We start from the raw sequence: 11,329 nt of genomic DNA, 5'->3' as shown, positions 1-11,329 counted from the left end.
TGATATAGGCCGAAAACTCTGGCTACTGGCGGTCCAAAGTTGGGTAGCAGTGCAAGGCTCAAGCTCCTCCACCTATAACTGCACTCAGACAGCAACTCACCTGCTGAAAGGCCCTAGTCGAATAGTCTTATTTTGAACCTTCTGCTTCTATGGCGGTGGCAAGCCCAATGAGGCGGAGCACACGAATCTCTGCGATAAGATCAGGGGCCAGCAATTGAAGACGGTTTGCCAAGAGGACCAAACGATGAACTCATATCGAGAAACTGACGGGCCTTTTCGCTCGCGCTACACGTGAGCTCACACGACAACTCAACTTACCCTTATGTCCCCACCCTGCACATGATAGCCCTCGACCCGAGCGGCGATCAAGCGGCGCAGACGAGCCTTGTCAGCTTCAACGATCGAGCCCTGCAACTCACGCAGCATCGACGCAACCTCAATCTGGCTCAGCATCCCTTCTTGCGCACGCAGGATCTTGGCGTGCGGTGTAGGCAGCAGGCTGTCGTCGTCGATCAGCAGCTCTTCGTAAAGCTTCTCACCAGGGCGCAATCCGGTAACCTTGACCTCGATATCGCCCTCGCCAGTGTTGGGGTCCTTCACCTTCCGCCCTGAAAGCGCGATCATCCGATGCGCGATGTCGATGATCTTTTGCGGCTCGCCCATATCGAGAACAAAAACGTCACTGCCCCTCGCATAGGCCCCCGCTAAAAGCACCAACCGCGCCGCCTCTGGAATGGTCATGAAGAACCGCGTCACGTCTTTATGTGTCACGGTAACAGGTCCTCCACGTGCGATCTGCTTTTGGAACAGTGGCAATACGGACCCAGACGATCCCAGCACGTTCCCGAACCGGACCATCGCAAATTTGGTCGTTCTGTGACGCGTCTGCATGTCCTGAACGACCAGTTCGGCCATCCGCTTGGTCGCACCCATGATGTTCGTGGGCCGGACGGCCTTGTCGGTCGAAACCAGAATGAACCGCTCCAGCTTCGCCTCGGCAGCACATTCAGCCACAACCTGCGTCCCAAGCACGTTGTTCCGCGCCCCTTCCAGCTCATTCTCTTCGACCAGGGGCACATGTTTATAAGCGGCCGCGTGAAGAATGATCTCAACCCCCTCCTCCGCGATCACTTCAGCAACACGTGCCTTGTTGGTCACGGACCCAAGCCGTGCAACAACCGGAATACCCGTCGCCTTCGCCTCGGCCTGCAGCTCTTGATCAATCGTATAAAGCTGAAACTCGCCCTGCTCGAACAGAATAATCCGCGCGGGGTTACAGCTTATCAACTGGCGGCAAAGCTCGGACCCGATCGACCCCCCTGCTCCGGTCACCATCACCACGCGACCAGCGTAGGCCTTTGCGATCTCGGGGATATCCAGATCAACCTTGTCACGGCCCAACAGTTGGTCGGGTGCAACCGTGCGCAGGCTTTGCACCAGCCCTTTGCCCGACATCAGATCGACGTAAGACGGCAATACCTGCACCTCGACATTATGAACGCCCAGCTTGCCGATCAGTTCGTCCCGACGGTCTTTTGCCATGGACGGCACGGCCAGCAGAATCTGCTGGATCCCGCGTGCCGTGATCAGCTTCGACAGCTTGCCGGATCCATGAACCGGCAGGCCAGCAACCATCAGACCATGCAGGTTCGGGTTGTCGTCGATGAAAAACACCGGCCGCGCCTCGCGCGCCTGCCGCAGCGCTGCGGCAAGCTGGATGCCAGCAGCACCTGCCCCGTAAATCGCCACCGGCTTGCGGTCACCCCCGCGTTCGGACAGCCAGCGGATCAGCGAAAGACCCACCAGACGGGCAGCAACAGCGAAGAGACAAAAGAACATCCCCAGCAGCAGCGGCACGGATCGCGGCGCTGACAGGTCCAGCATATAGCTCATCGCCATCGCGCTCAGCGCCAGCAGCACCGCGGCAACGCCTATATTTGACATGGAATTTGTATCAAAAGCGTTAAGCTTGATGCGGTGTAGCCCCAACGCCCAGGTGATCCCGATGCCAAAGAACGTCATCGCCCCGAACAGCGCCCAGCTTGACGACATGAAATCCAGGGGGGCCGCTGTACCATAGCGCAATGCAAAGGCACAATATAGACTGAGCGGCACCAAAAGGCTGTCCACCGCCATGAAAATAAGTCGCTTGGTCGACCGTGGAAGGTGGTGGATGCTTTGGATGTTCATAATGCGCATTATTATACTATTTTGAAAAAATGTAATTGAATAAGGGCTGAGTACCAGACAGCGGGCTTTCAGAGAAACCTTTTTTTGGCCTATGAACTGCTGTGATAAGCTCCATCTTGCCCATGCGCGTGTTTCACCCAACATCTAGTGCGCCCTCTTTTTTGGATTCCTATATCGAGGGGACGACACAAGGAAAATATGCTGCAACGCAGAAAGGCTTCAGCGCCTCAAACAGGCAGGAAACTGCCAACATGCAGGGTCATTCGCACCCTTATGGGGCCAGTTCGCGAAACCGGTGCAATCAAACCGATTCTCCGGACCTTAGACCAATCGAAGCTCTCCGATCCCACAAAACTCTTGCGCGACACTTAACCTTTCGGCAATAGTCATGAAAAGAAGGCGATTAACACCATGTTCCGTGAACATGGGATGGAGGTCGAGGGCAGATAAGCAATCCGTAAGATATCGATGACTTAAATGCAGTCATACGTAAACTTGCAAGCTCGGCGAGTTAACGTGACAACACGCCTTCAACTTCTGCAGAAGTGTTAATCTGCTCAAGAAGGCCGTTGACTACACCGCGCAGGTACCCGTCATTTCGATTACCAGAGGAACGGTCAGAATAGCTGTCGATTTCACCAATGAACAAAACCGATGGCGCTTGTTGGGCGGCCGCAAGAGCTGCGAACATGTCACCTTGGTGGCCATGCCTTTGGCAATCAGAATAAGATTTAGTGATCAAGGAATTCATGCGCTCCCGGCGAATACATTCGCTAGCATCGTCTGTCCCGTGCCGAGAGGGCCATAGAATATGGTACTTCTGGTCAAACCCGACCAGGTGACACTGCCCTCTCGCCAAAAACTCAGATCTGCAAGCATCCGTTTCAGCGGTGGCATTGCGTCCCTAAGTCCTTCGACATCACCCAGATTAATGCGCGGCCCACTGTTCTGCACTTCTACAATCTATGAAATACGGTCAACGACACGTAGTGTCATCGTCTCTTCTAACGCGGCAGCAACTTGAATTGGCTCCAACCGGCGAAGCGCGTCAGAATCTGGCAGTCGTTCCAATAGCTTGTCTTCCGCGAGATGGCCGGTATTATTATGTGTGGATCGCAATGTCTCAAGTATCGTGTCCGCTGAGATGCCAAGAAAGTAAAAACTCTGATACACTAAGCATTCTTGCTCCGCAGATAGCTGACTTTTCGCACTACAGACCGCCACACGGGCGCGCGGCGCGTGAGACCTTTGTCGATCGCTTGTCGGAATTTTGGAACCGAGCACTTCTGCTCCCCGGCGACCAGATCTGAGCCGTTACTATAGATGTGTTAAGCAGCCTTCTGGCCTGACGGACACGGTTGTTTTTTCTGCCAATGCGCCAGCACCTCTAGTGCAACGCTTTCAAGTTGAGACCGCATCTGACCAGATGGGCAGAGCATCACAGTGGGTCCCCCTGGGCGGAAAACCTGCCTGCTGGACCTGTCGCGGTTTGATGCCGCTCCTTTGATAGCATTTACTGCAACAAAGGAGACTGACTATGGGACTGAAACGGACGGACGAATTTCGCCAAGATGCGGTGCGGATCGCGCTGACCAGTGGGCTTACGCGCAAACAGGTGGCTGATGATCCACTGCCTGACAGGGTATTGCGCAGCAATGTCCCGAGAAGGTGGATGTCGGGATGTCGACGCTGAACAAATGGATCACAGCACACCGAGATACGGATGTGGTTTCGAAAGAGGATTTGAGCCTCGCCCAAGAGAATGACCGGCTTCGGCGTGAGATACTATTACCTGACAGCACATGCTTGCATGTGTGAGAGGGCGCATTCTCGAGGAGGAGAGCGAGATCTTAAAAAAAGCAACGCAGTTCTTCGCGGGCCAAAAGCCATGAGTCTTAAGTTCATTGAAGAGCACCGATCTGCATTTTCTGTTGGCCAGATGTGCCATGTTATGAATGTCAGCCCGCGTGGTCTGCGTGCGTTCCGCACTTGGCCTGCAAGCCGTCGGAAGCGGTCTGATATGGTGACTTTGGCCCACATAAAGGAACAATCTCGTCTCAGTCTTGGCAGCTATGGCAGGCCGCGCATGACTGAGGAGTTGAAAGAGATTGGCCATCGTCGCGTGGGCCGATTGATGCGCCAGAACGGCATATCAGTCAGTAGAACCCGCAAACACAAGGTCACAACCGATAGCTATCACAAGTTCAACATCGCGCCCAATCTGTTGGATCGGAACTTCACAGCAGACGGGCCAAACCTGAAATGGGCGGGTGATATTACCTATATCTGGTCCCGCGAAGGCTGGCTCTATCTTGCCGTGATCTTGGATTTGCATTCACGCCGAGTGGTCGGCTGGGCCGTTAGTACCCGAATGAAACGCGATCTGGCGATCCGAGCGTTGAAGATGGCCATCGCATTCCGGGCACCGCCCAAGGGCTGCATCCATCATACTGACCGTGGCAGCCAATATTGTTCACACGACTATCAGAAGATCTTGCGCCAACACGGCTTCAGCGTGTCCATGAGCGGAAAGGGCAATTGCTATGACAACGCAGCTGTCGAAACGTTCTTCAAAACCATCAAGGCTGAATTGATCTGGCGCGATACATGGGAAACCCGCAGGAAGGCAGAGATGGCGATCTTCGAATACATAAACGGCTTCTACAATCCGCGACGCCGTCATTCAGCACTAGGTTGGAAAAGCCCTGTCGCCTTCGAGCGAAAGATGGCTTAAACGAGCACCCGGGGCGGCACAAAAGCGTGACAGGTCCGAACAGAAGGAAATCGGCAATGAGCATGCGCTGCCCCCTGAAAACTGGACCGTTTGACGCTTCCGCCACGACAGCCATCACCAGTTGTCGACCCACCCCGGGGACTTCATGGCAGCCTACAACTTTGCCGAAAGGTTGAAGACGCTCAGTGGCCTTATGCCCTACAAACACATCCGCAAAATCTGGACATCACAGCCAGAACGATCCGTTCTCGGCCCTATCCAGCAGATGCCGAGAATAAAAAATAAGTGCTATTCAACCAGCCCCTCTATATGTGATATCTACGGGAGGCAAAGCCTTGCTCCCGTCAGAGTTGTCACTCACACTCCCTGATTGACCCAATCGGTGACATTTTTGAATGGAGCTTGCAATATTTTCCCTCTTTCGATTGAACAGACACCACTCCCCGGCGTCCTCGTCATCACCCCAACCCGCTTTGGCGATCAACGTGGCTTTTTTTCCGAAAGCTACAGCGCAAAGGCGCTAGCCGAAAACAGGATCACCACGCAATTCGTGCAGGATAATCACTCTCTGTCCATGACCCAAGGCACCATTCGCGGGATGCACTTTCAGGCTCCACCTCATGCGCAGGACAAGCTGGTGCGCTGTGGGCGTGGTGCTCTCTTCGACGTGGCGGTCGATATCCGCAAAGGCTCACCCACTTACGGGCAATGGTTTGGCACCGAGCTGAGTTTTGAGAACGGCAAGCAACTGCTGGTGCCCTCGGGCTTCGCGCATGGATTCGTGACACGCGCGCCAGAGACTGAAATTATCTACAAATGTTCGGATTATTATGCCCAGGAAACCGAAGGTTCCATCGCATGGGATGATCCTAACGTCGGGATTGACTGGGGTTTGGGGGATATGACACCGGTTTTGTCCGAAAAGGACGCAAATGCGCCTGCTTTGGCTGATCTTAACAGCCCGTTCACGTTTGAGGGTGTATAGATGAAGCTATTGGTGACGGGCGGCGCGGGTTTTATCGGCTCGGCAGTGGTGCGGTTGGCGATTGTGCGGGGGCATAGTGTGGTGAATCTTGATGCGCTGACCTATGCGGCGTGCCTTGAGAATGTGGCGAGCGTGGCAGACAGCCCACTTTACGCGTTTGAGCAGGAGGATATTTGCGATCGGGAGGCGCTGGACAGGATATTTGCGGCACATAAGCCCGATGCGGTGATGCATCTGGCGGCCGAGAGTCACGTTGATCGCTCCATCGATGGGCCGGGTGCTTTTGTCCAAACCAATGTCACGGGCACCTATACGCTGCTCGAAGCCGCCCGTGCCTATTGGCAAGAGGCGGGCAAGCCCGACAGCTTTCGCTTTCACCATATCTCCACCGATGAGGTCTACGGCTCCCTCGGGCCCACGGGGCAGTTCACCGAAGATACACCCTATGATCCGCGCAGCCCATATTCAGCGTCCAAGGCCGCGAGCGATCATTTAGTGCGCGCGTGGGGTGAGACTTACGGCTTGCCGATAGTACTGACAAATTGCAGCAACAACTACGGGCCGTTCCACTTCCCTGAAAAGCTGGTGCCTGTCGTTATCCTCACGGCGCTCGCCGGAGATCCGATTCCGGTCTACGGTGATGGGGCGAATGTGCGCGACTGGCTGTTTGTCGAAGACCACGCGGATGCGTTGCTCACCGTGCTCACCAACGGCGCGTTGGGCCGCAGCTATAACATCGGCGGCGAGAATGAGGTCAGTAATCTGGAGCTGGTTAAGATGATCTGCGCCCTGCTGGACGACCGCCACCCCGAAGGTGCGCCCCATGCCGATCTGATTACTTTTGTCGCCGACCGCCCCGGCCACGACCAGCGCTATGCAATTGATCCGACACGCATCCGAACGGAACTTGGCTGGCAGCCCTCGGTCACGGTTGAAGAAGGGCTGGCGCGTACGGTCGATTGGTACCTCGAGAACAAGGATTGGTGGCGCGCGTTGCAAAACCGTCAGGGCGTTGGTGAACGGTTGGGCAAGGCATGAAAATCCTCGTCTTCGGGCACAGCGGTCAGGTCGCCACGGAACTGCGCGCGCTGGATGGCGATGACGTCCAGATCACCGCCCTCGCCCGCGCCAATGCGGATTTGACCGACCCCGCGGCCTGCGCCGCCGCGATTGAGGCCAATGCTCCTGATGCGGTGATCAACGCCGCCGCATATACGGCCGTGGATAAGGCCGAAAGCGATGTAGAAACTGCCCACCTCATCAACGCCGAGGCTCCCGCTGCCATGGCCGGCACCTGCGCCGCTCGGGACATCCCCTTCGTCTCTATCTCGACCGATTACGTATTTTCCGGCGTGGGCGATACGCCATGGAAGCCCGGCGACGCCACCGATCCGCAAGGCGTCTATGGCCGCACCAAACGCGACGGAGAGATTGCAATCGCTGAGGCTGGTGGGCGCTATGCCGTGCTGCGGACATCTTGGGTCGTCTCGGCTCATGGCAATAACTTTGTCAAAACCATGCTGCGTCTCGGTGCCGAACGCGAGGCGTTAACCGTCGTTGCAGACCAGATCGGCGGCCCCACCGGCGCGGCAGAGATTGCAGAGGCCTGCATCACAATCGCCAAAACTCTCGTGTCAGAGCCTGAAAAATCCGGCATCTACCATTTCGCGGGCAACCCCGACACCAGCTGGGCCGATTTCGCGCGCGCGATTTTCGACGCCGCCAGCATCCCCTGCGCCGTGACCGACATCCCGTCGTCCGACTACCCCACCCCGGCGAAGCGCCCGCTGAACTCGCGGTTGGATTGCAGCGCTACACAGGCTGCTTTTGGCATCTCCCGCCCCGATTGGCACAAGAGCCTGACCCATATTTTGACCCAACTTGATTTTCCCAAGGACTGATTTCCCATGACTCAGACGCCCAAACGCAAAGGTATCATCCTCGCAGGCGGCTCCGGCACGCGGCTTTATCCGATCACAATTTCCGTGTCGAAACAGCTGCTGCCGATCTATGACAAGCCGATGATTTACTATCCGTTAAGCGTGCTGATGCTGGGCGGCATCCGCGAGATCCTGATCATCACCACGCCACAGGACGCCGACCAATTCAAACGCGCGCTTGGTGACGGCAGCCAATGGGGCATCTCGCTCAGCTACGTCACGCAACCAAGCCCCGACGGCTTGGCCCAAGCCTATCTTCTGGCTGAAGATTTCCTTGACGGAGCGCCCTCGGCAATGGTTCTGGGCGACAACATTTTCTTCGGCCACGGCCTGCCCGAGATCCTCACCCAAGCCGACGCACAAACGACCGGCGGCACCGTCTTCGGCTACCGCGTTTCGGACCCTGAACGCTATGGTGTGGTGGACTTTGATGAGAATGGTCAGGCACGCCAGATTATTGAAAAGCCGGAAGTGCCGCCGTCGAATTATGCGGTAACGGGGTTGTACTTCCTGGATAACACCGCCTCGGAGCGCGCCAAGACAGTCAAGCCATCGGCGCGTGGTGAGCTGGAGATCACAACGCTGCTTGAAACGTATCTGCACGACGGATTGCTGAATGTTCAGCGCATGGGTCGCGGGTATGCGTGGTTAGACACCGGGACGCATGGGAGCCTGCTGGACGCCGGCAATTTCGTGCGCACGCTCGAAACCCGGCAGGGGTTGCAGACTGGGAGCCCAGAGGAAATCGCATTTGACCAAGGGTGGATCGACGCCGCGGCATTGGAAGAGCAAGCCAAACTGTTTGAAAAGAACGACTATGGCGTCTATCTGAGTAACCTAACTCGTTCGTTGAAATAGCCATAAAACCCAAAATGTTTCGCGCGCGAAACAAACTCTTTTTATCGTATTGGACCCCACCGTGAGAAAAGTCTTCATCACCGGCACCGCCGGCTTCATCGGTTTCCACCTCGCACAACTCCTGCTCGATGAAGGGTTCCGCGTTCACGGTTTTGACGGCATGACTGACTATTACGACGTCAAACTGAAGCAACGCCGGCACCAAATGTTACTCCAGAACCCGCATTTTTCGATGACCGAAGGCATGCTTGAAGATGACGCGCTGATCACGCAGGTCACTGATGATTTCGCGCCGGATGCGATTGTTCACCTCGCAGGTCAAGCAGGCGTTCGCTATTCGCTGGAAAACCCGCGCGCCTATCTCGACAGCAACCTTGTCGGCACATTCAACGTGATGGAGGCCGCGCGGCGCTTGAAGGTTGAGCATCTGTTAATGGCATCGACGTCATCGGTCTATGGGGCCAATGAAGACATGCCTTTCGCTGAGACGGACAAGGCAGATACACCACTCACCTTCTATGCCGCCACCAAAAAGGCAAATGAGGCGATGGCGCATTCCTATGCGCATCTGTGGGACCTGCCGACGACGATGTTCCGCTTCTTCACTGTCTACGGCCCCTACGGGCGCCCTGACCTGGCGCTGTTCAAATTCGTCGATGCGATCCTCGATGGGCGCCCCATCGATATCTACAACCACGGCGACATGCACCGTGACTTTACCTATGTCACCGATCTCGTGCGCGGCATCCGCTTATTGATCGACACGCCCCCTGTTCGCCCAGACAACCGCGAGGTGCCCGAAGGCGACAGCCTCTCCCCTGTGGCGCCCTACCGCATCGTGAACATCGGCAACTCTGACAAGGTGCGCCTGCTGGATTTCGTCGATGCGATCGAAGAGGAGCTTGGCCAAAAGGCGATCCGTAACTACATGCCAATGCAGATGGGCGATGTGCCCGCGACTTGGGCGAATGCGGAACTCTTGCAACGCTTGACGGGTTACAAACCACAAACCGATATCAGGGATGGTATTCGGGAATTTGTAGCTTGGTTCCGCGACTATTACGCCAAGTAGTTTTTTGGACGAGGAGTTTGCGATGCCGACCTTGAATGACGCCCCCATTGCCGTGATCGGCTTGGGGTATGTTGGCCTGCCCTTGGCGGTCGAATTTGGCAAGCAGCGCAAAGTCGTCGGCTTTGACATCAACACCACTCGTATCGCCGAACTGCGCGCGGGCAAAGACAACACACTTGAGGTCAATGCCGAGGAAATGGCCGAGGCCGAACATCTGTCGTTCACCGACCAGCTTGATGATCTTGCTGACTGTACCACCTTTATCGTCACCGTCCCGACACCGATCGATGAACACAAACGCCCCGATCTCACCCCCCTGCTCAAAGCATCCGAGACGATCGGAAAGGTTTTGAAGCGCGGCGACATCGTGATTTATGAATCTACAGTCTACCCCGGTGCGACCGAAGAAGATTGTGTGCCAGTGTTGGAGAAAACCTCCGGCCTGACCTTCAACCAAGACTTTTTCGCCGGCTATTCACCCGAGCGGATCAACCCCGCGGACAAAACCCACCGCCTACCCAATATTGTTAAAGTTACCTCCGGCTCCACCCCCGAGATCGCCGATAAGGTTGATGCGCTGTATGCGTCGATCATCACCGCTGGCACGCACAAAGCGCCGTCGATCAAGGTGGCGGAAGCAGCGAAGGTAATCGAGAATACCCAACGAGACGTAAACATCGCGCTGGTGAACGAGCTTGCCCTCATTTTCAACAAGCTCGATATCGACACCCAAGATGTACTCGACGCGGCAGGCACCAAGTGGAACTTCCTCCCCTTCCGTCCCGGCCTTGTCGGCGGTCACTGCATTGGTGTTGACCCTTACTATCTAACCCAAAAGGCGCAATCCGTTGGCTACCACCCGGAAGTCGTCCTCGCTGGGCGCCGCATCAATGACGGTATGGGATGCTATATCGTCGGCCGCACAGTCCGCGAAATGATCGCGCGCGATATCCCGGTAAAAGGCTCGCGGGCACTGGTTATGGGGCTGACGTTCAAGGAAAACTGCCCGGATCTACGAAATACGCGCGTGATTGATATCATCCGAGAGCTTGAGAGCTATGGGATCGAGGTAGATGTCTATGATCCGTGGGTGGATGCGGCAGAGGCTAAGCGCGAGTATGGCTTGGAGATGACTGAAACACCTGATGTTCGGGGGTACGATTCAATTATTGTTGCCGTGGCGCATCAGACGTTTCTGAATGAGGATATCATCGAGAGCTACGCCAAGAAAAACGCCGTTGTGTTTGACGTCAAAGGTATCTTGCCACGAAGTGCGGGTGCGTTGCGTTTGTGAACGTTTGTACCTGAGCATCTTATCATCCCCTTTGCAAATTTCGGCTGGGCCGGTTGAGGTTGCATTTTCCAAAGCCCGGATCATCGCAGTGCTGGAAAAAACGCCAAGTTCGGCTTTCTTTCCCAGGAAGTACAAATAGGCTGAGTGACATTGACCTGAGCCCCAAGTTCCCTCCAGCTTGGCGCGAAGTCCTTGGGGCAGTTGCACTGCTACCCAACTTTGGACCGCCAGTAGCCAGAGTTTTCGGCCTATATCA

Annotated in this window: 8 protein-coding genes and 1 pseudogene; 7 read left to right on the top strand and 2 right to left on the bottom strand. The window is 55.8% G+C overall.

Going from position 1 to position 11,329, the window contains the following annotated elements:
- Positions 1 to 309: 309 nt before the first annotated feature.
- Together AADJ11_RS20290 and AADJ11_RS20285 are read right to left on the bottom strand one after the other, a co-directional pair.
- Entirely contained in the window at positions 310 to 2,190 is a 1,881-nt protein-coding gene (locus AADJ11_RS20290; protein ID WP_341236225.1) for a nucleoside-diphosphate sugar epimerase/dehydratase, read from the bottom strand.
- Positions 2,191 to 2,701: 511 nt separating this feature from the next.
- Entirely contained in the window at positions 2,702 to 2,881 is a 180-nt protein-coding gene (locus AADJ11_RS20285; protein ID WP_341236224.1) for an AAA family ATPase, read from the bottom strand.
- 846 nt (positions 2,882 to 3,727) lie between these two features.
- Here AADJ11_RS20285 and AADJ11_RS20280 point away from each other — a divergent pair.
- The 7 genes and pseudogenes from AADJ11_RS20280 (at position 3,728) to tviB (ending at position 11,073) form a co-directional block, all read left to right on the top strand.
- A pseudogene (locus tag AADJ11_RS20280) lies at positions 3,728 to 4,924 on the top strand (IS3 family transposase).
- Between the two features lie 382 nt (positions 4,925 to 5,306).
- Positions 5,307 to 5,909, top strand: a complete 603-nt coding sequence (gene rfbC, locus AADJ11_RS20275; RefSeq protein WP_341236223.1) for a dTDP-4-dehydrorhamnose 3,5-epimerase — start codon at positions 5,307 to 5,309, stop codon at positions 5,907 to 5,909.
- Positions 5,910 to 6,947: a dTDP-glucose 4,6-dehydratase gene (gene rfbB / locus AADJ11_RS20270; protein ID WP_341236222.1), complete on the top strand. Its 1,038-nt coding sequence runs from the start codon at positions 5,910 to 5,912 to the stop codon at positions 6,945 to 6,947.
- On the top strand, positions 6,944 to 7,810 hold the full coding sequence (gene rfbD, locus AADJ11_RS20265) for a dTDP-4-dehydrorhamnose reductase (RefSeq protein WP_341236221.1): 867 nt from the start codon (positions 6,944 to 6,946) through the stop codon (positions 7,808 to 7,810). The genes rfbB and rfbD overlap by 4 nt, the downstream gene beginning before the upstream one ends.
- A 6-nt stretch (positions 7,811 to 7,816) precedes the next feature.
- The gene (gene rfbA, locus AADJ11_RS20260; RefSeq protein WP_341236220.1) at positions 7,817 to 8,707 is read left to right on the top strand and encodes a glucose-1-phosphate thymidylyltransferase RfbA; all 891 of its coding nucleotides are present in this window, start codon (positions 7,817 to 7,819) and stop codon (positions 8,705 to 8,707) included.
- A 61-nt stretch (positions 8,708 to 8,768) separates the two neighbouring features.
- Positions 8,769 to 9,779: a GDP-mannose 4,6-dehydratase gene (locus AADJ11_RS20255; protein ID WP_341236226.1), complete on the top strand. Its 1,011-nt coding sequence runs from the start codon at positions 8,769 to 8,771 to the stop codon at positions 9,777 to 9,779.
- Between the two features lie 22 nt (positions 9,780 to 9,801).
- On the top strand, positions 9,802 to 11,073 hold the full coding sequence (gene tviB / locus AADJ11_RS20250) for a Vi polysaccharide biosynthesis UDP-N-acetylglucosamine C-6 dehydrogenase TviB (RefSeq protein ID WP_341236219.1): 1,272 nt from the start codon (positions 9,802 to 9,804) through the stop codon (positions 11,071 to 11,073).
- The last annotated feature ends 256 nt before the right edge of the window (positions 11,074 to 11,329 follow it).

The sequence above is a fragment of the uncultured Sulfitobacter sp. genome, assembly GCF_964021855.1.
Lineage (GTDB): Bacteria > Pseudomonadota > Alphaproteobacteria > Rhodobacterales > Rhodobacteraceae > Sulfitobacter.
The sequence above is the reverse complement of the archived record's forward strand: the minus strand, read 5'-3'. Positions and strand labels throughout refer to the sequence as shown.

Excerpts from the sequence above, each read along its gene's own strand:
- AADJ11_RS20290 (WP_341236225.1), bottom strand. The coding sequence starts at position 2,190 with ATGAACATCCAAAGCATCCACCACCTTCCACGGTCGACCAAGCGACTT.
- tviB (WP_341236219.1), top strand. The coding sequence starts at position 9,802 with ATGCCGACCTTGAATGACGCCCCCATTGCCGTGATCGGCTTGGGGTAT.
- AADJ11_RS20285 (WP_341236224.1), bottom strand. The coding sequence starts at position 2,881 with ATGTTCGCAGCTCTTGCGGCCGCCCAACAAGCGCCATCGGTTTTGTTC.
- rfbD (WP_341236221.1), top strand. The coding sequence starts at position 6,944 with ATGAAAATCCTCGTCTTCGGGCACAGCGGTCAGGTCGCCACGGAACTG.
- rfbB (WP_341236222.1), top strand. The coding sequence starts at position 5,910 with ATGAAGCTATTGGTGACGGGCGGCGCGGGTTTTATCGGCTCGGCAGTG.
- rfbA (WP_341236220.1), top strand. The coding sequence starts at position 7,817 with ATGACTCAGACGCCCAAACGCAAAGGTATCATCCTCGCAGGCGGCTCC.